Annotated in this window: 17 protein-coding genes; 3 read left to right on the top strand and 14 right to left on the bottom strand. The window is 50.5% G+C overall.

All coding sequences use genetic code 11. From position 1 onward, the window contains the following. Positions 1-22 precede the first annotated feature (22 nt). The 6 genes from SNR34_RS06320 to SNR34_RS06295 form a co-directional block, all read right to left on the bottom strand. Positions 23-691, bottom strand: a complete 669-nt coding sequence (locus SNR34_RS06320) for a sugar transferase (RefSeq protein WP_236415236.1) — start codon at positions 689-691, stop codon at positions 23-25. Further along, positions 688-1,599 carry a UTP--glucose-1-phosphate uridylyltransferase GalU gene (galU, locus tag SNR34_RS06315; protein ID WP_486181446.1) on the bottom strand — a complete coding sequence of 304 codons (912 nt, stop codon included), beginning with the start codon at positions 1,597-1,599 and terminating at the stop codon, positions 688-690. The genes SNR34_RS06320 and galU overlap by 4 nt, the downstream gene beginning before the upstream one ends. 231 nt (positions 1,600-1,830) lie before the next feature. Beyond that, positions 1,831-2,505 carry a CpsD/CapB family tyrosine-protein kinase gene (locus SNR34_RS06310; protein WP_236415238.1) on the bottom strand — a complete coding sequence of 225 codons (675 nt, stop codon included), beginning with the start codon at positions 2,503-2,505 and terminating at the stop codon, positions 1,831-1,833. Next, positions 2,486-3,238 carry a YveK family protein gene (locus SNR34_RS06305; protein ID WP_236415239.1) on the bottom strand — a complete coding sequence of 251 codons (753 nt, stop codon included), beginning with the start codon at positions 3,236-3,238 and terminating at the stop codon, positions 2,486-2,488. Before SNR34_RS06305 ends, SNR34_RS06310 begins: the two co-directional genes overlap by 20 nt. A gap of 58 nt (positions 3,239-3,296) precedes the next feature. Next, positions 3,297-4,049 carry a tyrosine-protein phosphatase gene (locus SNR34_RS06300; protein ID WP_236415240.1) on the bottom strand — a complete coding sequence of 251 codons (753 nt, stop codon included), beginning with the start codon at positions 4,047-4,049 and terminating at the stop codon, positions 3,297-3,299. 149 nt (positions 4,050-4,198) lie between these two features. Next, a complete protein-coding gene (locus tag SNR34_RS06295) occupies positions 4,199-4,633 on the bottom strand; it encodes a hypothetical protein (RefSeq protein ID WP_339276571.1) in 435 nt (144 codons plus the stop codon). A gap of 389 nt (positions 4,634-5,022) precedes the next feature. Between SNR34_RS06295 and SNR34_RS06290 the strand changes: the two genes are divergently transcribed. After that, entirely contained in the window at positions 5,023-5,391 is a 369-nt protein-coding gene (locus SNR34_RS06290) for a helix-turn-helix domain-containing protein (protein ID WP_236415243.1), read from the top strand. 102 nt (positions 5,392-5,493) lie between these two features. Here the strand turns inward: SNR34_RS06290 and SNR34_RS06285 are convergent, their stop codons facing one another. The 4 genes from SNR34_RS06285 to SNR34_RS06270 all read right to left on the bottom strand — a co-directional run bounded on the left by SNR34_RS06285 (position 5,494) and on the right by SNR34_RS06270 (position 14,250). Beyond that, entirely contained in the window at positions 5,494-5,652 is a 159-nt protein-coding gene (locus SNR34_RS06285; protein ID WP_236415245.1) for a hypothetical protein, read from the bottom strand. Between the two features lie 228 nt (positions 5,653-5,880). Further along, positions 5,881-10,479: a glutamate synthase large subunit gene (gene gltB / locus SNR34_RS06280; RefSeq protein ID WP_486181445.1), complete on the bottom strand. Its 4,599-nt coding sequence runs from the start codon at positions 10,477-10,479 to the stop codon at positions 5,881-5,883. Positions 10,480-11,184: 705 nt separating this feature from the next. After that, a complete protein-coding gene (locus tag SNR34_RS06275; protein ID WP_236415248.1) occupies positions 11,185-13,470 on the bottom strand; it encodes a YhgE/Pip domain-containing protein in 2,286 nt (761 codons plus the stop codon). 198 nt (positions 13,471-13,668) lie between these two features. Beyond that, on the bottom strand, positions 13,669-14,250 hold the full coding sequence (locus tag SNR34_RS06270; protein ID WP_236415250.1) for a TetR/AcrR family transcriptional regulator: 582 nt from the start codon (positions 14,248-14,250) through the stop codon (positions 13,669-13,671). Positions 14,251-14,603: 353 nt separating this feature from the next. On the opposite strand from SNR34_RS06270, the gene SNR34_RS06265 reads away from it, so the two are divergent. Continuing rightward, a complete protein-coding gene (locus SNR34_RS06265) occupies positions 14,604-15,818 on the top strand; it encodes an MGDG synthase family glycosyltransferase (RefSeq protein ID WP_236415252.1) in 1,215 nt (404 codons plus the stop codon). A gap of 274 nt (positions 15,819-16,092) precedes the next feature. Here the strand turns inward: SNR34_RS06265 and SNR34_RS06260 are convergent, their stop codons facing one another. Next, positions 16,093-16,947: a cell wall hydrolase gene (locus SNR34_RS06260; RefSeq protein WP_236415254.1), complete on the bottom strand. Its 855-nt coding sequence runs from the start codon at positions 16,945-16,947 to the stop codon at positions 16,093-16,095. Between the two features lie 125 nt (positions 16,948-17,072). Then, positions 17,073-17,636 (bottom strand): RNA 2',3'-cyclic phosphodiesterase, encoded by a 564-nt coding sequence (gene thpR, locus SNR34_RS06255; protein WP_236415256.1) that lies wholly within the window; start codon positions 17,634-17,636, stop codon positions 17,073-17,075. 238 nt (positions 17,637-17,874) lie between these two features. On the opposite strand from thpR, the gene SNR34_RS06250 reads away from it, so the two are divergent. Beyond that, entirely contained in the window at positions 17,875-18,831 is a 957-nt protein-coding gene (locus tag SNR34_RS06250; protein ID WP_236415258.1) for a D-2-hydroxyacid dehydrogenase, read from the top strand. A 74-nt stretch (positions 18,832-18,905) separates the two neighbouring features. Here the strand turns inward: SNR34_RS06250 and SNR34_RS06245 are convergent, their stop codons facing one another. Together SNR34_RS06245 and SNR34_RS06240 are read right to left on the bottom strand one after the other, a co-directional pair. After that, positions 18,906-19,886 (bottom strand): RsmD family RNA methyltransferase, encoded by a 981-nt coding sequence (locus tag SNR34_RS06245; RefSeq protein ID WP_486182412.1) that lies wholly within the window; start codon positions 19,884-19,886, stop codon positions 18,906-18,908. A gap of 38 nt (positions 19,887-19,924) precedes the next feature. Next, complete coding sequence (locus SNR34_RS06240) at positions 19,925-21,637, bottom strand: methyl-accepting chemotaxis protein (RefSeq protein ID WP_339276563.1); 1,713 nt, start codon at positions 21,635-21,637, stop codon at positions 19,925-19,927. Positions 21,638-21,869 lie beyond the last annotated feature (232 nt).

The raw sequence follows: 21,869 nt of genomic DNA, 5'->3' as shown, positions 1-21,869 counted from the left end.
GATCACGCTCCATTATAATAGGTCAAAACGTATTGCTTTTAATCATGACACGTAGGGTTTGAATGATAATTTTGATGTCCATGCTCAAGGAAACATTCGAAATATAATGGAAATCATACTGCAGATTGTGGTGAATCGGCTCTTTGCGCGCTTCACTGACCTGCCACAAGCCGGTTATTCCGGGTTTCACAATAAACCGTCTGCGTTCCAGCTCGGTGTACTCTTGCTCAACAATCGTTTTTATCTCCGGCCTCGGCCCGATAAAACTCATTTCTCCTTTAAGAATATTCAACAGCTGCGGCAATTCATCCAGACTCGTCTTGCGAAGGATTCTGCCGATTCGGGTTATCCGCGGGTCTAGACTGCTTGTAGGAGAAACACTGTATTTGGGTGCATCCGTATACATGGTTCTGAATTTATAAATGCTGAACTTCGTACCATTCTTTCCATAGCGATCCTGGCGAAATAGAACGGGTCCTCGAGAATCGAGTTTGATCATAATAGCTACAAGGATCATCACAGGTGAAACGGCGAGCAACAGTACGGCTGCTACCATGACATCGATAAACGGTTTCCAGAAATCCGCATAACCTCCAACTCGCCGGGAACAAGTCTGATCCAGGACTGCTGCAGTTCCCTCTTGCACGGCAGCTTCACGGTTTACTACATATTCCGGTCCTGAGAGGTTCACAGACTATCCCCTCCACCCACAAGCATACGATGTTTCAAATGCTCTCTCATCAAGATATCTTCAATGGCGGTTAGTACGGGCGCACGAAGTTCTGCATTGTTCAGTGCGAAATCAAGCGTGGTCAGAATGTAACCAAGCTTCTCTCCCACATCGTAACGAGTTCCTTCAAAATCATAGGCATATAAGCCCTTATCATCATTCAACTTTTGTAGTGCATCTGTTAATTGGATTTCTCCCCCAGCGCCGATATGCTGCGCTTCCAGATACCGAAATACATCCGGCGTCAAAATGTAACGGCCCATAATGGCCAGATTGGAGGGAGCCGAGCCCAGAGGTGGCTTCTCCACCATGCTGCTAACCGAGGACAATCGGCCTTCCGTATGCAAAGGATCAATGATACCATAACGGTATGTTTCGCTTGGACTCACCGTTTTCACACCCAGAACCGATTGTTGAACCTCCTCATACTGCTGGATCAACTGTCTGGTGCAAGGTACGTCAGAAACAACAATATCATCGCCAAGCAGTACGGCAAACGGTTCATTACCAATAAAGTTCCGCGCACACCAGACGGCATGCCCGAGACCTAGAGGCTCCTTTTGTCGTATGTAATGAATATCAACGTTAGAGGATTTTTTGACCTCTTCAAGCAAGGAGTGTTTCCCTTTTTCCAGCAAATTCTGCTCCAGCTCGAACGCACTGTCAAAATGATCCTCAATGGCACGTTTGCCTTTACCTGTCACAATGATAATATCCTCGATCCCTGAAGCAATGGCTTCCTCTACAATGTATTGAATGGTTGGCTTGTCTACGATAGGGAGCATTTCTTTAGGCATCGCCTTCGTGGCAGGCAAAAATCGGGTTCCCAAACCCGCCGCAGGAATGATTGCTTTCCTAACTCTACTCATAAAAACCACCCTATCCTCTAATATTTTTATGAAACTAGATTTCATAACAACATAAAAGATGATTATTTGATTGGGCATTTAACCCTACCTCACATCACACCCTCGACGATGAACGTCTAAGGTACACTACCCACAGTGTGACCGAGTGTCTACCTTGATAGAGGTATAGTAGACATGACCTTGGAAATGTTAATAACGACGATTGAATGGACTGTCAGACGACACTACCTTTTAAGCATCCTCGCCATACTGTCCCTTGGATAGCTGAACGTTGTTCAGCGCCGCTCCAAGTATACGTGCATTAACATGTTCCAGATGAGCTTTAGCCTTTTTGACGAGATCTTTCTTGACTTTGCCCGCACTCACTACAAGAATGACTCCATCCACCAAGGAACTGATAATCAGTGCATCTGATACGGCTAACACAGGAGGTGTATCAAATAGGATAACGTCATACTCTTCCTTCAAATCTTCGAGCAACGCGAGCATTTTTCGCGATCCGATCATTTCCGAAGGATTAGGAGGAATTGGACCAGATGTAAGCACATGCAGTCCTTCAACACCGGTCTCCCTCAGAACCTCCGTGATTTGGTATTGACTCGACAATACACTCGTCAGGCCAATATGGTTCGGCACATTAAACATTCGATGCACTGCCGGCTTCCGCAGATCGGTATCCATAAGTAACACTTTCTTCCCTACTTGCGCATAGGCTACGGCCAAATTTCCAATCGTTGTTGTCTTGCCCTCGCCCGATATCGCGGAAGCAATCATAATCGTTCTGATCTGGCTGTCGATGGACGAAAATTGAATATTCGTCCGCAGTTTACGATATGCCTCCGACGAGTTGGATTGGGGGTTAGCCATCGTGATGAGGCCGCCTTTATCATTGGTTTGCCGTGGCATACTGACCGTCACCTACTTTCTTTGGATGTGCCGAATTTAGCTTAGATGCACGTGCTTCCTCTTTTCTAATCTTGGAGATCACGGCAAGGGCCGGGATACCAAGCTCCTTCTCCAGCTCATCTTCTGTTTTAATCGTGTCATCCAAATATTCCAATAAAATTACAAAACCTACAGCAAGCAAGAGACCAACGAAAAAGCTGACCATAATATTCATCGTTGGATTGAAATTAATAGGTTTGGACACTTCTGTCGGTTTGGCCTCGCTTAGAATTGTCACATTGTCGACCTTCATAATAGTAGGGATTTGTTTTTGAAATACCTTCGCGACGGCATTCGCTGTTTTAGCGGCTTTTTCGTAGGACACTCCAAGGGCGGTCAAGTTCATCACTTGAGACTCGTTTGCGGTAGATACCTTGATGTTACGAAGCAGTTGATTCGCGTCTAAACCAAGATCGGGGTATGTAGTAACCACTTTATCGAGGATGGCTGAAGATTTAATGATTTCCATGTATGAACTGATCACCTTTATATTCGTCTGAATCGAAGAAATATCGAGACTAGGCACTCCATCCGTATTGTACGCCTGATTCACGATTAATTTGGTGTTCGCTTCATATATAGGAGTAGTAAAGAAATAACTTTTCACCCCAGCTCCTACGCAGGCAACCAACACAAATGTGACAATGATCCAGATTCGTTTACGCAAAATCTTCATGTACTCTTTAAGTTCCACGCCATTTCCTCCATTCAAATCTGCTTTTTAATTCACCTGATGGCCTTGCCGCTGGTTGTCAAAACAGGAACCTTCGTCTTCGGGTTAACTTTTCGCCCTTCACTCTTCTGTTCCACCATAATGAACCTGCATTATCCTGCAAAACTTGAACGAATCTGTGCCCAAACTTACGTTCAATTAATGCATAAGCCTCTCGCAATGCAAACGTCCTCACTTGAATGTCATGAGCATCCGATGAAATGAAATGAAATCCGTTTTCTTTGCAAAAATGAAAACACCATTTCTGAACTTTCCGCCCGAAAAGCCCCGTGAACGATTGGGATGTAAGCTGGCATAATCCACCTTGCCTCAAATACTCTGCTAACAATTTCGGCTTGCGCAGCAAAACGCGATTTCTTTCCGGATGAGCAAGAATCGGAACAATGCCCGCCATTTTGAGTTCATATAAAATGTCGGACAACTTCGGGGGAATGTGGTCAAAGGGCAATTCCAGCAGCATGTAACGGCTTCCGGCCAGCGTGCAGCATCTTCCGGCGTACAGGTCATCGATCAGGTTGTCATGTACCCTGATCTCTTGTCCGGGGCGAATCTCCAGGTGAATATTACGCTCTCCCAGCTCTTCCTGAAGCAGTTTCACTGCCTGATTGACCACAATCGGGTCATTATTATAATGCCCGTTCAAGTGATGCGGAGTGGCAATAATGGAGGTAATTCCGGAGACTGCCGCCTTCTCGGCCATAGCGACGGATTGTTCCACATGGAAGGGACCATCATCCAGACCGAATAAAATGTGGCAGTGTATTTCAACCATAACCAAACTTCCTCAATGTATGCTCCTCCTCGCCCCGTATTTCTTGCGCAATTGTTTTGGTGTTAAAGAACTAATGCATAACGACATAAAATATAGTAAAATGGCGTTAAGTAATGCTTGTTTAGAAAATGTTTAGATTGCCTTCGACTTTATATGGTAAAATCGATGTAATGGATGTTTTTCGCAGTAATCGGGGGTTGCGGCGATTTTTCATACGGATCTCGCGGAACAACCGGAAACTGCACATCTCGAAGCATGTTGTTTAACTGTCCTGTTATATATAGTGCTTGCTCTTGCTGAATATGCAGCTTTGAATGATACAATATCAGCTCTCCAAACGGCTGCTTCCATTGAAGTACGGCTTGAAGCCGCAAGCACGCATGATGATCTTCCACGTCCAATCCGATCACCATTTCCGGTGAGATGGGCAGGTCTAGATCGCTAAGGAACGTGAGCTCCTTGGTATCCATGCCGAGCAGCATAACTGGACGCCGCTTTCGTTCTACCTGTTTGCCTTGAAACGCGTGAATGTACATATGAACGTTTAGTTCCAATTTGGCCCACTCGCTTAACATTGGTTCCATGTTTTCATTCCTTTAAAGGATGGGATAGCCCGCAATATGACGCATCTTGCCGGATGTATATTGTGCAGGCAGCTTGGTTACACTTAAATTATTCCAAATGATACATTTCGTAACTCTATAGGTTCAATTTACGATACAATAAGTATCATGTCAAGCGGTATTTGGACATGGTTCTTTTGATATACGACAATATGAGATGTCCTTAGACAGAACTATATTTGGTCAGAATCCATGGGAAGATATTACTTTTTCGAACTGGGCCCGGGATAAATATTGACTTGATCGGAATGCCGGATCTTGTTCGACGTATTGCAGATAGCTGCCCTGATCAAAATAATGGCTTGGGATCGTTGAAAATTATTTGACTTGGCGTTCAGGGGGATAAGCTTATGAATTACGGAAATCGCATTGCTGAATTAAGGGAACAGCGGGGACTTACTCAAGAAGAACTTGCGAGCTCCATTCATATCACCAGAGCTGCTCTCTCTCACTATGAAAAGAATCGTCGCAAACCCGATTTTGAAGTCTTAACCAAACTTGCCGATATCTTTGGGGTATCTATCGATTATCTCGTTGGCCGCACGCAACACACGGATGTGGTGATGGACGAAGATGTGCGGGAATTCGTGGACTCCCTTGAATTATCGGACAAGGAAGTGCTGGATCGTTTCGATTTAATGATCGACGGTAAACCTCTTACCGAAGAAGAGGCCCGTCGCTTTATTGCTTTTGTCCGGATGGAACGCAGCATGAAATGAGGAACAAATAAAAAGACCCAGTCCGATGAAGATGATCTTTTTCGGTACCTGGGTTTTTTCGTCTCTTCTTTATTTCCCTCCGATCCATGTATGTCATTGCGGTCAAGAACGCTTGCCGGTCGCGGAGGATACGAATTGTTCCCAGCGTTCAGGTTTGATCCCGCATTGCAGCAACACCTTGGTGATGTCCAGCTTGGTAGTTTCCACCGGTTTGCCTTTTGTCGGTCTAGGTCTGCGACTGTGTGGATGCTTCATATTCATTCCGCTAACCCTCTCTTTACTATACTTTCCTGACTCCAAAACTGTTCTTATTATACTTGAGTTGCCATATCTATGTTGTCGTCTTGTGGCGAGAACGTTTTTGAGGGTGGTTCTAATTTTGTCGAAAACAAAACAGGAGCCTAACGACACCAATCGCGTTGTCGTTAGGCTCCTGCTTTTATTTTCGGTTATATAATGAAGCAAAATGTTTGAATATAAACGGACGGCTTAGCCTCCGGTTCGAGCAAGCTCACGCATATTGGCTTCGAAAGCGGCCAGCAGCGCAGCTTCGCCCGTCAGGCCCGAAGCCTGTGCACGCTCAATTTGTTCCGTCATGCGTTTGAAGTCCTTCGGAATGACACGAACGAAGTCAGCCAGGGATGACTGCCATTGATCCAGAATGCGCTGACCCGCTTCACTGCCAGTGAAGGCCACATGGCGCTGGATCATGCCGCGCAGTTCGGCACTCTCTTCCGTGCTTTCCACACGTTCAAGCAGAACCATCTCCAGGTTGCACCGCTGCAAGAATGTGCCTTTCGGATCATAAACGTATGCTATGCCTCCGGACATTCCTGCCGCAAAGTTACGGCCTGTATCGCCGAGCACGACAACGCGCCCACCGGTCATGTATTCACAGCCATGGTCTCCCACGCCTTCCACGACGACGTTAGCCCCCGAATTACGAACCGCAAAGCGTTCGCCGGCGATTCCGCGAATGTACGCTTCCCCGCTGGTTGCTCCATACAGGGCGGTGTTGCCGATGATGATGTTTTCCTCAGCCGCAAATGTCGCTTTCGGAGAAGGCATCACAATCAGTTTGCCTCCGGACAGTCCTTTACCTACATAGTCATTGGAATCCCCTTCAACCGTCATCGTCATGCCTTTTGGAATAAACGCACCGAAGCTTTGTCCCGCAGAGCCGATGAATTTGAATTGAATGGTATCCTCAGGCAGTCCGGCAAGACCATACTTGCGCGTAACCTCGCTGCCCAGAATGGTTCCGACGGCACGGTTGACGTTGGTGATCGGCAGCACGCCTTCCACCGGTTGCCCGGATTCGAGCGCAGGCTGCGCCAGCGGCAGCAGCTGCTGCATATCCAGCGTTTCTTCCAGACCATGGTTCTGGAACTGCGTACGGTAGCGCGCAGAACCTTCCGGCATTTCCGGCACGTGCAGCAGCACGGACAGATCCACGCCTTTTTTCTTCCAATGGTCCGCGGCATCCGCAGCTTCCAGACAGTCGGTACGGCCAACCATCTCTTGGATCGTGCGGAAGCCCAATTCTGCCATGATTTCGCGCATTTCTTCGGCGACGAAACGCATGAAGTTTACGACATGGGCCGGATCGCCCATATAATTTTTGCGCAGTTCCGGATTTTGCGTGGCCACGCCCACCGGACAAGTATCCATTTGACATACACGCATCATGATGCATCCCAGCGCCACGAGCGGTGCCGTCGAGAATCCGTATTCTTCGGCTCCAAGCAGAGCCGCAACTGCAAGGTCACGACCATTGAGCATTTTACCATCGGTCTCCAGCACGATGCGATCACGCAAGTTGTTGAGCATCAACGTCTGGTGTGTCTCGGCCAAGCCAAGCTCCCACGGCATTCCCGCATGGCGGATCGAGCCTTGAGGTGACGCACCTGTACCCCCATCGTATCCGCTGACGAGAATGATGTCTGCACGGCCTTTGGCTACGCCGGCCGCGATCGTTCCTACGCCCACTTCGGATACCAGCTTCACGTTGATTTCCGCGCGAGGGTTGGCGTTTTTGAGATCATAGATAAGCTCCGCCAAATCCTCGATGGAGTAGATGTCGTGATGCGGCGGCGGAGAGATCAGACCTACGCCAGGCGTTGATCCGCGGACCTCGGCAACCCAAGGATACACTTTGCGTCCAGGCAGCTGCCCGCCCTCGCCCGGTTTCGCGCCTTGGGCCATTTTGATCTGAATTTCGTCCGCATTGACCAGGTAGTTGGACGTTACGCCGAATCGGCCGGACGCAACCTGCTTGATCGCGCTGCGACGGGAATCGCCGTTGGCATCCGGCACGAAACGTGCTGGATCCTCCCCGCCTTCGCCCGTGTTCGATTTGCCGCCGACGCGGTTCATTGCAATCGCGAGGTCCTCATGCGCCTCTTTGCTGATGGAACCGAAAGACATGGCTCCCGTTTTGAAACGACGCATGATCGCTTCGAGCGGCTCAACCTCATCCAGCGGAATGGCTGGACCGACCGGTTTCAGCTTCAGCATCGAACGGATGGTGAGCATTTGCTCGTTCTCGCCCTGTACCAGCTTGGAATACTTTTTATACAGTTTATAATCACCGGTGCGAACGGCGTGCTGCAGCGTGTGGATCGTTTGCGGGTTGAACAGATGCTCCTCCCCGTCATTGCGCCATTGGTATTCACCGCCGGAATCCAGCACTTTGTCATTGCCGTCCTTCTCCGTAAACGCGCGGTTGTGGTGGCTAAGCGCCTCCGCAGCGACTTCTTCCAAGCCAATCCCGCCGATCCGGGAAGGCGTCCAGGTGAAATAGCGGTCCACGAAATCGGATTTCAAACCGACCGCTTCGAAGATTTGTGCTCCGCGATAGGACTGGATCGTGGAAATCCCCATTTTGGACAGGATTTTAATAACCCCTTTGGTCGCCGCTTTAATATAGTTTTTAACCGCCTTCTCATGCGAGATGCCGCGCAGCATACCTTGGCGGATCATGTCATCCAGCGTTTCGAATGCCAGATACGGGTTCACGGCGCTTACCCCATAGCCAAGCAGCAGGGCATAGTGATGAATGTCGCGCGGTTCTCCCGATTCCAGCAAAATGCTGACTTTCGTTCTTGTCCCCTGACGGATCAGATGATGGTGCAGACCGGCAACGGCAAGCAATGCAGGAATGGCTGCATTTTCCGCATCCACGCCGCGGTCCGACAGGATCAGGATGTTGTGTCCTTTATCAATAACGCGATCCGCTGCTTCGAAGAGCAGGTCCATCGCTTTGCGCAATCCTTCCGCGCCTTCTTTCGCCGCGAAGAAGATCGGAATCGTCATCGAGCGGAAGCCCGGACGGCGGACGTGGCGGATTTTCGCAAAATCCTCGTTGGACAGAACCGGCGTCTCGAGACGAATCTGACGACAGCTCTCCGGTTCCGGGTTCAGCAGGTTGCGCTCAGGCCCGATGGTCGTTGCCGTCGAGGTTACGATCTCCTCACGAATCGCATCGATCGGCGGGTTCGTGACTTGGGCAAACATCTGCTTGAAGTAGTTGTACAACCGCTGCGGGCGATCGGACAACACCGCAAGCGGTGCATCGTATCCCATCGAACCTGTCGCTTCCATTCCGGTGGACGCCATCGGCTCCAGAATTTTGCGCAGTTCTTCGAAGGAATACCCGTACGCAAGCTGCAGCTGGGTCACGTTATCATGCTTCGGCTCCGGCAGCTCAGGCGCTTCAGGCAGTTCCTTCAGGTCTACGAGATGTTCGTCCAGCCATGCCTGATACGGATTTTCAGCCGCGATTTTCGCTTTTGCTTCCTCATCGGAGATGATGCGTCCTTCTTGCGTATCCACGATCAGCATCCGTCCAGGACGCAGGCGGTCTTTGTAAAGGATGTCTTCCGGCGCGATATCCAGTACCCCTACCTCGGAGGACAAAATGATACGATCGTCTTTCGTTACATAATAACGGGCAGGACGCAAACCGTTGCGGTCCAGCGTTGCGCAAATTTGCACGCCGTCGGTGATGCCCATCGCTGCCGGTCCATCCCATGGCTCCATCAGCGTGCTGTGGTACTCATAAAATGCTTTTTTGGCCGGGTCCATGCCTTCATCCGTGCTCCACGGCTCCGGTACCATCATCATGGCTACCTGAGGCAGGGAACGTCCGCTCAAATAAAGGAACTCCAGCGTATTGTCAAACATCGCGGTATCCGAACCGTCCGGGTTGATGATCGGTTTCACTTTGTCGATGTCGCTGCCGAACACTTCGCTCTCGAACAGCGACTGGCGAGCATGCATCCAGTTCACGTTGCCGCGCATCGTATTGATCTCGCCGTTGTGGATCATGAAGCGGTACGGATGCGCGCGTTCCCAGCTCGGAAACGTGTTCGTGCTGAAACGGGAGTGCACGAGTGCGATCGCGGATTCCACCAGGTCCTCCTGCAGATCCAGGTAAAATTCTCCAACCTGCTCTGTCGTAAGCATTCCTTTATATACCACTTTGCGGCAAGACAAGCTTGGCAGATAGAAGGAATCGCCGGCTTGTGCCTCAGCCGAATAACGGATCGCCAGCTCCGCGCGTCTGCGAATGACGTACAGCTTGCGCTCGAAAGCCATCTCGTCCTTGATGTCCTCGGACTTGCCGATGAATATCTGACGGACATGAGGTTTCGCTGCAAGCGCGGAACGCCCCAGCATGCCATCGTAGGTAGGCACATCGCGGAATCCGAGCACCGTTTGGCCTTCTTCTTCAATGATTTTTTTGAGGCTTTCCTCATGGGCGCCGCGAATGGCCGGATCATGGGAAAGGAAGAGCATGCCTACACCATAATGTCCTTGTTCTGGCAAAGCAAAACCGAGACGCTCCGCCTCCTTCGCAAAAAAGCGATGAGGAATCTGGATCAAAATACCGGCTCCGTCACCGGAATTCGGTTCACTGCCCTGTCCGCCACGGTGCTCCATGTTACTGAGCATGGTCAGCGCCTGGCTAACGATATCGTGTGAAGCTACACCTTTGATATGGGCCACAAAGCCCATTCCGCATGCATCTTTTTCGAATTGCGGGTCATACAGACCCTGTTTGGGTGGTAATCCGATCTGTTTCATGGAACGCAACCTTTCTATTAATGAAGTATTTCGGAGATCCAGACTTTGGCGACAAGCAACATTGAGACGGGAGGAGCCGGCAACTTGATGCAAGTGCCTGCCAAAATTGCGGAGTGGCGGCACAATGGCCGTCCGATTCAAGAGCGCTGTCGTAGTTCGGTATATGCCTTGAAGGTTACATGCCGTCCGCGGCCCGGGCGGGCACGAATGCATGATGATTGGCATTTTCGGCCACTGGCATGGCCGTTAAAAATGGAGCGACGTGTTTAATAAGTTCTATCATTTTAACACCGACCTAACATCAGCGCAATTTAAACTTTTTAATACCTCTGATAAGAATTGTTTTGCAGTGAAGCGTTAGTGCGGTAACGCTAAAATCCAACTCTTTTTCGAATAATTATACACATTTCGCGCAAGAGTACAACTGATTTTATCTGCTGACAAAAGAAAAACATTCCATATGGGGCCTGCATTTCCCCCTCTTTTCGCCAAAATCGGATCCGGCGGTCCAGCAAATCGCGCGCCAGGCATGCAATCCTATGCAAAAATAGCTTATGCCCTTTTTAGGGGGCATAAGCTATTTGCACTTTTTGTACACTATATTGCATAATTTTGATAGTGAATTGATCGTTTTTCAACCACTTTCACATCCCGGTTTCGAACGAACCACCAAATGCCGGTTCCAAACTCCGGTTCACTTCAATATTATGCCGTCACGACTTGACCCGATTCCGCTGCTTCTGCCGCTTTTTTCGTGCGACGTTTGCCGTTCCAAAGGAAGAAGCCCAATGTGAGCAGCACCGATGCACCCGCATAGATGGCGAGTATTCCGGCCTGATGCCACATCACGTCAAAGTTGCCGCTGGAAACGACGGCTTTGAAGCCCATGATGCTATGCGTCATCGGCAGCCAAGGGCTGAACGATTGCAGCCAGCCTGGAATCAATTCCACCGGGAATGTTCCGGCGCTTGCCGCCAACTGGAATACCAGCAGCAGGATGACCACGTAACGCCCAGGCAGGTCGAGCCAGGTTACGAGCGCCTGCACGATAAACATGAAGGTCAGGCCCGTAATGATCGTGAACAGGTAGAACAGCGGCACGCTGTGCGTTTCCAGACCGAGACCATAGAGCATAAAGCTGGCCACAATGACCGACTGGAACACGCTCATGCCACCAAAGACAAGTGTGCGGCTGACAAACCGGCTCCAACCGGATGCGTTCGGCACGGACGTGTCACGCATTTTTAGAATGATCGTGGAAATGAGCGATCCAACGAACAACCCGATCGACAGGAAGAACGGCGTCAGTCCGGTACCATAGTTGGATACCCCTTCGGCTTCGTTCTCCGAAGAGTTCACCGGTTCGGCGAACATGCTAACCACATCATCCGTTTTCTTCACTTCCGACGTTTTGTCGGCAGCGTCATTCAGTTTGGTGGCAAGCTCGCTAGAACCGTCCTTCAGTTCGGACAAGCCGTTTGACAGCTTGCCTGCACCATCGCCGAGCTGTTTCGATCCATCGGTCAGCGTGCTGACACCGTTGCTGAGCTTGCTCACACCCGTTTGCAGCGCGCTTGTGCCTGTACCCAGCTGTTTGGCACCGTCCGCCAGCTGCGTGCCGCCGCTCGCGGCTTCGCCCAGCTTGGCGGTGAATTGTTTCAGCCCGTCGGACAACTTCGCGCCGCCTTGGCTAAGTTGACCGGCTCCTGTCAGCAGCTGCTGCTGACCGTTTACCAGTTGGTCTGCACCGGCAAGCAATTGTTTCTGGCCGTCATGCAATTGGGCAGCTCCTGCGGCAAGCTTCTGGTTGCCCTCATGCAATTGCGCTGCCCCTGCGGCCAGCTGCTGCTCGCTCTCGTGCAGCTGCGCGCTGCCGTCGGCTACGGCCTCACTTGCAGCCAGCAGCTTCTGCACATCCTCGCTTGCGGCCAGTTCCGGATTCGACGCTGCAAGCTGCTTCAAGCCGTCGGCAACGCTTTTCGCTCCGCCGGCCACCTTTTCGCTGCCGTCCACCGCAGACTGCAGTCCGTTTGACAGCTTGCTGCTGCCCTCCACTGCGCTTTGCAGCCCTTCGGACAACTGGGCGCTTCCCTGTTCGGACGATTGGAGCCCGGTTTGCAGCTTGCTCGTTCCATCCAGGGAGGACTTAAGTCCTGCAGCCAGCTTGTCGCTGCCTTCTTTCAACTGGTCCGCACCGCTTTGCAGCTGCGTTTGGGCCGCTGTGTGAAGTTGATTCAATCCGGACACCAGGCTCGCCGTTCCTGTTTCGAGCTTACTTGCGCCGGTATGCAGCGCACTGACGCCATCGCTCAGCGGAGACAATCCTTTTTGGAGTTCCAATGTCCCGTCGGCCAGCTTCGCCAAATTATCCTTGAGCTTCACTGCGCCGTCGTCCAGTTCGCCAGCACCGTCCGTCAGCTTGCCTGCGCCTTCGCCTGCATCAGCCAATCCGTCCGATACTTCGGAGAACTTGTCGAGCAGCGTCTCCGCATAGGCCTCGGTCACTTTGGCGGACACCTTCGATTTCAGGTCCTTGATGGCCGTTTTGCCGATCTGCGCACCGACGAAGCTGTAATTGCCGTTCGGCTCGTAGATCAACTCCGCAGGCTGCGGTTTGTCGTCCAGCAGCGTTGTCGCCTGGGACGAGAAATTTTGCGGAATCGTGATCTGCATGTAGTACTTGTCATCCTGAATGCCTTTTTTGGCTTGCTCCGCGGATACAAAGTCCCACTTGAAGTCATCGTTCTTTTTGAGCTCGTCGATCAGATCGTTGCCGATATGAAGGGATTTGCCTTCAAGCTCAGCTCCTTTGTCGAGATTGACCACCGCAACCGGCATCTGATCCACTTTACCGTATGGGTCCCAGTATGCGGCAAGGTAGATACCGCTATACAAAATAGGAATAAACATGACAGCAATGACGGGGATCAACACCTTCGGGTTTCTCACGGCCGATCCCACATCCTTGAAAAACACGGATAATGATTTCAATTGGTTTCTCCCCTTACTTCTCTCTGCTCATGGAGCAGGACTTATTATGAAATTTTCAGAAATACGGAATGACCACTTTCCCCAAACGGTCAATCCAGAGCAAAAAAACAACCTGTCTCCCGACAAGCCTCACTGCCGCAACCTATGCATGGATCATGCTCCTCAAACGTCATTCTACTATTATAGAACAAGTATGGTTTACGTTGCTGCAGCAATTCCTTCCATTAAAAAAAGGCGAAAATGATTCTTGATTTCCTCTTTGCCAAGAGGTTCATGCTGTTTGTTCCAATCCGAGGTCAGCGCAATGTACAAGCGGATCATCATAAAAGACACGATGTTGGGATCGCAGTCCTTGATTTCCCCGCGCTCCTTCGCCTTCTCCAAGTGACTGGCCAAAAAGTCGGAAATGACCTTCTCTACTTTTTCCAAGCCGTCCTTGGCCTGCAGCGTCCCGAAATCCTTCAACTCCTGGGAAAGCTTCACAAGCAGCTCATGATCGCGTCGGAATTCCAGCAACGAGTCCAGCACCCGAAACAAATTATCAAAAAACGTGCTCTCCCGGTGGACCTCCCTGTGGGCAATGTTCTTCATTTCCTGGATCACTTCCACCAGAATCTGGTCGAACAACTGCTCTTTATTCGTGAAAAAAGTGTAGATCGTCCCTTTGCCGACATTAGCGATCTTCGCCACCTGATCCATCGTGGTTGCCTTATAGCCGAACATGGAAAACGACTGCGCAGCCGCCTGTATCACCTGTTGTCTCCGGTCGATCGGAGCCATCTCTCCCCCTCCTTTGCATGTTATTCCACTTATGAATGACCAAAAATACAATTTAGTCATTCGGTCAAAAGTTACAATACCACCATATTGAACAGATTGCAAGACTAACATCCCAAATTTGTGTTAATTTTTTTTAACCGAAATGCAGTGGAAACCGTTCCTGTCGTCGTCTATAGTTATGGTGTCATACTCAACACGGGCAGACATGAAGTCTAGTGGTATCAGAATCGTAAAAACGTGTAAACATTAATGAATGAACATCATTCATCATTCCACTGTATATCCATGTAGTAACAAGCCTTAGGCACAGCGATAATCGTTATATATGAAAACTTATGAATAAAGGTGAACTCATGCGAAAACCAAGAGTACTCTTGCTATCGGAAGGTTTCGGCACCGGTCACACTCAAGCCGCCCATGCACTTGCGAGCGGCATCAAACAACTCAACCCCCAGGTTCATAGCCGCGTCATCGAACTCGGAAAGTTTCTTAACCCTACGATGGCTCCGCTGATCTTCTCGGCATACCGCAAGACGTTGTCCGTCCAGCCCAAGCTGGTCAGCCTGCTTTACCGGACACAATATAATAAATCGCTGAACGGCTTCACCAGGCTTGCTTTGCACCGCATTTTTTATACGCAGACGGCCCAGGTCATTTCCCAATTGAAGCCGGATGCCGTGATCTGTACCCATCCTTTCCCGAATGCGGTCATTTCCCGGCTCAAGCGCCAGGGGCTCAACATTCCGCTGTATACGCTTGTCACGGATTACGATGCCCATGGTACCTGGATTACGCCTGAAGTAAACCATTTTCTGGTCCCTACCTCTCAGGTCAAAGCACTGCTTGAAATTCGCGGCGTTGATCCGGCCCGCATTCGGGTCACAGGCATTCCCGTGCATCCCGATTTTTGGGAGCAGGGCGACAAAACGCTGATCCGGCGCGAGCTTGGCCTGGAGCAAATGCCCACGGCCCTGCTCATGGGCGGAGGATGGGGACTCTCCTTTGACGAAGACCATCTAAAGTCGCTTGCATCCTGGGCAGATCGCATCCAGCTGCTCTTCTGTCTGGGCAGCAATGCCAAAATGATGGCGAAAATGAAGGAAATGCCTTGCTTCCAGCATCCCAATATCCGCATTATCGGATACACCCGGGAAGTCAGCAAGCTGATGGATGCGTCCGACGTGCTCATCACGAAGCCTGGCGGCATGACCTGCACGGAAGCGATGGCCAAAAAATTGCCCATGCTGTTCGTGCCGCCCCTTCCCGGACAGGAAGAGGAGAATTGCGAGTATTTCGTACAAGCAGGATACGGCCAAGTCATTCACTCACCTGAAGTCATCGCGAATTATTTCGGGCAATTAAGCACGGGAGGCACGTTATCGCCAGAGCCTTCAAGCCAGAAAACGATTCATTCTCCGAAAACACAAAGCTATGATCCGACGTGCTGTGCCCAAACGGTTCATGACTTATTGTTCCCGATGGCAGCAGAATTCATATCAGCGCCCAAGGAGCTCGTTTCAGCCGGAATTACAGCCAGATCTTTGTCAGGTACCCGTTTGCCGTATTAACCTCTCTATGACCCCTTAGAATCGATCTGAGAGGACATTAGAAGAATATGCACGAAATAAATTTGTACAGATAAATAAGGTCCTCGTCCATCAGCATGGACGGGACCTTGTCATTTTAATGAACGATCACCGAATAACTACCGCAAAAAAGGAAATACTTAACGGTGAATATTCGAAATAACGCCCTGCAAATTCGCTTTTTTCCCGAGGGAAAATCGTTGCAAAAAACATCGATTAGTGAACTACCCTGCCTGTTTGCAGAATTAAAGGGCCTTTATTTATAAAAAGTATGATTTCCGATGGTCTTGACTTTTTTCTGCGATTTGGCGACCGTCAAGTCGTCCGCCAGCGTCAACGAAAGAAAATAATACGTATTATCCGGTACTTCCTTCGTTCCATTCAACGCGGCATTCACGGCCCTGACACACTCCTCGTTCGGAGTTACGCGATCCAGGCGCCCGTTAGCCACAGGACTGAATTGGGATTTTTGATAGATAACCTTGTGAATGGTATCGGGAAAATTGGCTGACCGCAGCCGGTTCAAGACAACGTTGGCCACTGCCACTTTGCCTTCGTACGGTTCGCCTTCCGCTTCTGCCATGACGATTTTCTGCAGCAGAAACAGCTCTTTATCGGACACAGTATACGACCAGGTGGCTGATTTCCGGTCTTCCTGACTGAGCAGTTTGGTCCGCGTAAAGTATAGTTTGTGGGGGGGAGTTGTCGTTGCAGCAGCCGCTTTGGCCTTTTTCGTTCCGGCCAGCTTTAACGCAGCTTCTTTCTTCGCTTTGGCCTGAGCTGCAGCCTGAACCTGTCGTTTGGCCTTGGCTTCCTCTTTCTCCTGCTTGTCCAAGGCAGCCGTGAACCATTTTTGCGCAGGTGTCGCATGTTTCCAATCGGACTGGAGGGACGTGCTTGCGGACAGACTGGTCCTGTCTTCCATCACTCGCCTATCTCCTGCGGCAACGGATTGTCCGTCAGGCCCTGGCGCCGCCACTTCGCTCATTTGTTTGCTTTCACTCGCCTCATTCCATTTCCCGGATGCCTGAACTAAATTTACCCCCAATATGCACACAAGCAGCACAGATAACATCGGTGCTACCCAACGATTTTTGTTTATAAGATCCATCTCGAAGATTCCTCCTGTCGCAGCAATTCCCTAAACTAAGTAACCTCAAAAAAAGAAATTGAATAACGTTGGCTAATATTACATAGGGATAAACGTAATGTCAATGTGATTTTATGTAAAAATACTTATTTACAGGAAAATGAAAACGTATCCACGACCTCGTACATGGGGATTTGTCCAAGCCTTGTCACATAAAGTACAAACCCATCTACCGTCCATGAATTCACAGGAGAGGAATGTCCAGGGAGCAGGTCGAAAATGCCATTTTGCGTATGTTCTGGAACCTGACCCACGAATTTGCGCGCCATCGTGATGTGCGGGCGATACGGTCTCAGCTCTGCCTGAAAACCCAGTTGGGCCGTTGACTCCACGATATGTTTTTGCAGAGAGTGCAATCGCTCCACGTCTCCGCTAACACCCTTCCACAAAACCTTCGGTGCACGTTCAAGCCCGAATGTCCCCCAATCGGATATGTTCAAGGAAAACGGTTGGAATGCCAAGCTTGCCTCCCTCAGCACTTTCTTCAACTTCCCGATTTCGGCAGAAGGCGTATCTCCCAAAAATTGCAAGGTAATATGGTAGTCCCTATGATCCGTCCATTTGCGAAAATCGAGCCTGGTCTGCGCCCATTCCGCCTCCAACCGAAGAAATTCCTGAAGTTTGGACGGCAAACGAATCGCTGTGAACAATCTTTCCCTCCCATGGGAAACACCACCAAAACTATTATGTAAATCATTACTCATTGTATCCACCCCGCTAAAGTATGATCTATTATTCCATATTCAAAGAGATTCTTTCAAGTCGCCTACGTCCAGATTGACATAGAACAGAGCGATATTCATGAGGCTTCATACCTGCCTTCTCTGCACATTCTGCTCAAATTTGTTAAAATTAAATCAGACTACATTCAAATTCAGGAGGGCAATCATGGGTAAAATCGTATGTTTTCCAACATTATCCAAGGAACAGAAACAACGGATTACGGATGCTGCACCTGGTTATTCGCTCATTGTCGGCAAAGCCAAAGAACTGGATCCCAAACAATTGGCGGAAGCCGAGATCATTGTCGGCTGGTCCCCATTGATCACTGAACACGTTTTGTCGCAGGACAGTCCGTTGAAGTGGATTCAGGTGTGGTCCGCGGGTGTCGACAGCCTTCCCTTTGCCCAATTGGAACAAAAGAACATTCGGGTCACCAGCGCCAACGGCGTACATGCCGTTCCCATCACCGAAATCATTTTGGGCATGATGCTTTCCCATAGCCGTTGGTTAAGACAAGCTATGCTGCATCAACAGCATGCCGAATGGACATCCCCAGGCAAGCCGCTGCCCGAATTGAATGGCAAAACGGCCGTCATCGCCGGCGTCGGGGAAATCGGAACGGAAACCGCGAGAATCCTCAAGGCCCTCGGCATGAAAGTCATTGGCGTGCGCCGTTCAGGCAAGGACGCTCCCCATGTGGATCGGATGTACGATATGTCCGGCTTCCACGAAGCGTTGGCACAGGGCGACTACATCATTAACATTTTGCCGCTTACCGATGAAACGCATCATGCATACAATGATGCCGCGTTCGCGCGCTGCAAACCGGGAGCATGCTTCGTCAACGTGGGACGCGGTCCCAGCGTGGACACCGCCGCCCTTCTTCGCGCATTGGATAACGGATCACTGGCTTTCGCGGCACTGGACGTCTTTGAAGAAGAACCGCTGCCCGCCGACCATCCGTTGTGGAGCAAGGAGAACGTGCTGATCACGCCGCATATTGCCGGCAGCACGGAGCTATACACCGACCGGGCATTGGATATTTTTATCGATAACCTGCAAACGTATCTGGAAGACGGGTCTTTGCACCGCAATCTGGTGGATTACGAGCACAAGTATTGAATCAGGCAGCACAAAGAACCTCCGAATCCGCTGCGGCGTCCTGCCTTCGGATCGGAGGTTCTTTTATTTGGTCGTTATTCGCTGCACAACCAGACGTGACGGATAAACGTGCCTTTCCTGACGGTTCGATGCTGCAGCACCCTCCATCCCGCCTGCTCCAGGCGATGTTCCACCCTTTCGGTGGAAACGATGACTGCTCGTCCCGACAATCGACGCAGGCTCGTCAGCATCATCCGTTGTTCCTCATCCGGCAGCACCGAGCAAAGATTGTACGGCATATCCAGAATCGCCGCATCGTATCTTCCCTGGAGGTCGTTCATGTCCCCGAGTGCAACGAGTTCCGAATCGTAGCCGTAATGGGACAGATTGACCCGGGCCCCCTGAACCGCAAGCGGGTTCAGATCATTGCCTTCGGTTTCGATGCCCATCGATAAAGCTTCAATCATCACCGTGCCCATCCCGCAGCACGGGTCGAGCAAACGGCGGTTTTCCGTTTCGGGAAGCGCAATGTTGACAAGCGCCCTGGCGAGATGGACAGGGAGCCCTGTGGAGTAATTTTGCGGCTTATGCCGGTGATCGTACCAATCCCGGTCTGCTTCCGTCCATCGACCGAAGAGCCATTTTCCGCCAGCCTGTATTAGGCCAAAAGTCATTTTTGGGTGTTTCATCCTAGCCGTTCCGCGAATGCACATGCCGATTTCCCTTTCCAACAAACGCGCTTGCTCGAAATCGGGCATGTCGTCCCCTTCTTTCAAGCAAACCACCTTGAACGTCTCACCCTCGGCCAGACGAATTGCTGCAGCGATCGGCTGCAGTTCGGACACCGTTCTCTTTTCGGCGATGATATCCAGCCTGCCCCGGATAAACGGGCTTCGCCCAGGTGCAATGCGAATCGCGGAGCGCACATAAGAGCGGGCAGAATCATCCATTTCTACTCCGGAAAGCAGCATCGTTTCCAGTTCAAGCGCACAAATTTCACGCTCGTTTTCATGACAGGCAAAAGTATACAAATACGGGGTATTGGCGCCGCCATCGGCAAGCTTCTCTTTCACAATGTTTATCCGTCCTTCATGCTTCTTCTATAATAAGAAGATTATATTTTCAGTTTTTCGATGGAAGTGAGCAGATCGCCGGACAACGCCTTCAATTGCTGAACATTGCCGCTGATCGTCTCCATTGAGCTCACCTGTTCCTCGGCCGAAGCCGATACTTCCTCCACGCTCGCTGCCGTTTGCTCGGAGACCGCCGAAATCTGTTGACTGAACCCGTTCATCCTTGCACTGGCTTCCTGCATGCCCTTCAGGCCTTCCGTCATCTTGGCGATCACAACGACCATGCTTTCCACCGATTCGCTAATGTTCCGGAACAATTCGCCCGTCGCCTGAACCTGTTCCTGTCCGCGTTCCGTCTCCTGCACGCCCAGGCGCAGCTCTGCCACAACACCCTGCGAATCCTGTTGAATATCTTCCGTAATGGCCGTAATCTCCTCCACCGAGGCTTGAACGGCTTCGGACAGGCTGCGCACCTCTGCTGCCACAACCGCGAACCCTCGTCCGCTCTCACCTGCACGCGCAGCCTCGATCGAGGCATTCAATGCAAGCAGATTGGTTTGGCGGGCAATGTCACGAATGACCTGGACCAACTTGGAAATATCCTCGTTTTTTCGATCCAGTTGTTCCATTTTGCTCATCGAAGCAAAGACGGTACCGGCGATCAGCCGCATCTGCTGCACCGATTGCTCCATCACCATACGGCCATTCAAACCTTGCTCAAGCACCTGATCCGACATGGCCTGAAGCCGTCGTCCCTGCTCGGCATGCTGTTGAATATGGCTGTTCAGCCCCGTCACCGCCCGTGTCGATTCCACGGCAGTCATCGCCTGGCTTTCGGCCGCCCTGGCCGACTCTTCCATCGTTGCGGCGATTTGCCTGCTGCCGATTTTGACCTCCTCGGATGCAACCGTAAGATCAATGCTCTGACGATTGACCGACTCCGCGATCCGTCTGACGTTCAAGACCATGGACGTCAGATTGCTTTTCATTACATTCACGGCTTTTGCCAAAGCGCCCACTTCATCCTCGTATTTGGTATGTACGTCCTGCACATTCAATTGGCCTTCAGCAATCAGTTTAACCGCGCTGATCACCCGGAGAAGCGGTCTGACGACCTGCGAGCGAATGATCGGGATGGACACGGCGGTAATCAGGATCATGGCCAGCACTCCAAGCATGATGGTGATTCTGCCATCCTGCACGATGCGGATGGTTCGCGCCGCAGCGATATCCGATTGTTCCCGGTTATACTCCACCAGGTAATTCAGGTTCACCTGCAAATCATCGAAAGAGGCAGCCCCTTTTTCAGATACTTCCTTCGCCAATTCCGTCTGTCCTTCATCGCTTAGCTTGATCGCCTGCACGTTCAGTTTAAGGTAGGCCTCCCATTTGGCTTTGAAATCGGACCAATGCTGCTGCTCCTCATCGCTTTTCGCCTTCTGATCATAAATTTTGATCGTCTGGGCCGTTTCGCGTATATATGTGGTCCGTTCTTCGGACAATGACTTCTTTTCCTCTGCCCGTGCATCAAAATGGCGGTAGCTGAGCGACAGGATATGCTCTGTCGTATAATTCAGATGGTTGATCTGCTGGATCGCCGGCATCCATTTGTCCGTTATATCGTTCGTATTCGCCTCCATCGAATTCAAGCGGCCAATCACCGTGACGCTTAGAACGATTAAACAGAGGAGTAACAGATAAAACGCGATGCTGATGCGCAGGCCGATGCTCTTGATCCTGAATCTGCCGAACATTTGGTTTCCCCCTTGTGTTTGATGTGGCCATGAATTCGTTTTCGAACCTTTTGTCATTGATTTACCCTACTATGGTCATCTTGCAAAAAAACATATATTCATATTTTTTTCATGAATATATAGACGCAAAAAATTATAACATGATATTTTGCAAGACATGCTTGGTTTTGTTAAATCTATGCCTGCATGTTAAAGAGCTGCAGCACACGGGAAATCGCGTCCTGCAGCTCCT

The organism is Paenibacillus sp. XP01, assembly GCF_057364885.1.
Note: the sequence above shows the minus strand (reverse complement) of the source record. Positions and strands in the feature narration are given on the sequence as shown.

Coding starts and splice junctions, on each gene's coding strand:
- galU (WP_486181446.1), bottom strand. CDS start 1,599: ATGAGTAGAGTTAGGAAAGCAATCATTCCTGCGGCGGGTTTGGGAACC.
- SNR34_RS06310 (WP_236415238.1), bottom strand. CDS start 2,505: ATGCCACGGCAAACCAATGATAAAGGCGGCCTCATCACGATGGCTAAC.
- SNR34_RS06300 (WP_236415240.1), bottom strand. CDS start 4,049: ATGGTTGAAATACACTGCCACATTTTATTCGGTCTGGATGATGGTCCC.
- SNR34_RS06295 (WP_339276571.1), bottom strand. CDS start 4,633: ATGGAACCAATGTTAAGCGAGTGGGCCAAATTGGAACTAAACGTTCAT.
- SNR34_RS06290 (WP_236415243.1), top strand. CDS start 5,023: ATGAATTACGGAAATCGCATTGCTGAATTAAGGGAACAGCGGGGACTT.
- SNR34_RS06285 (WP_236415245.1), bottom strand. CDS start 5,652: ATGAATATGAAGCATCCACACAGTCGCAGACCTAGACCGACAAAAGGC.
- gltB (WP_486181445.1), bottom strand. CDS start 10,479: ATGAAACAGATCGGATTACCACCCAAACAGGGTCTGTATGACCCGCAA.
- SNR34_RS06270 (WP_236415250.1), bottom strand. CDS start 14,250: ATGGCTCCGATCGACCGGAGACAACAGGTGATACAGGCGGCTGCGCAG.
- SNR34_RS06265 (WP_236415252.1), top strand. CDS start 14,604: ATGCGAAAACCAAGAGTACTCTTGCTATCGGAAGGTTTCGGCACCGGT.
- SNR34_RS06260 (WP_236415254.1), bottom strand. CDS start 16,947: ATGGATCTTATAAACAAAAATCGTTGGGTAGCACCGATGTTATCTGTG.
- SNR34_RS06250 (WP_236415258.1), top strand. CDS start 17,875: ATGGGTAAAATCGTATGTTTTCCAACATTATCCAAGGAACAGAAACAA.
- SNR34_RS06240 (WP_339276563.1), bottom strand. CDS start 21,637: ATGTTCGGCAGATTCAGGATCAAGAGCATCGGCCTGCGCATCAGCATC.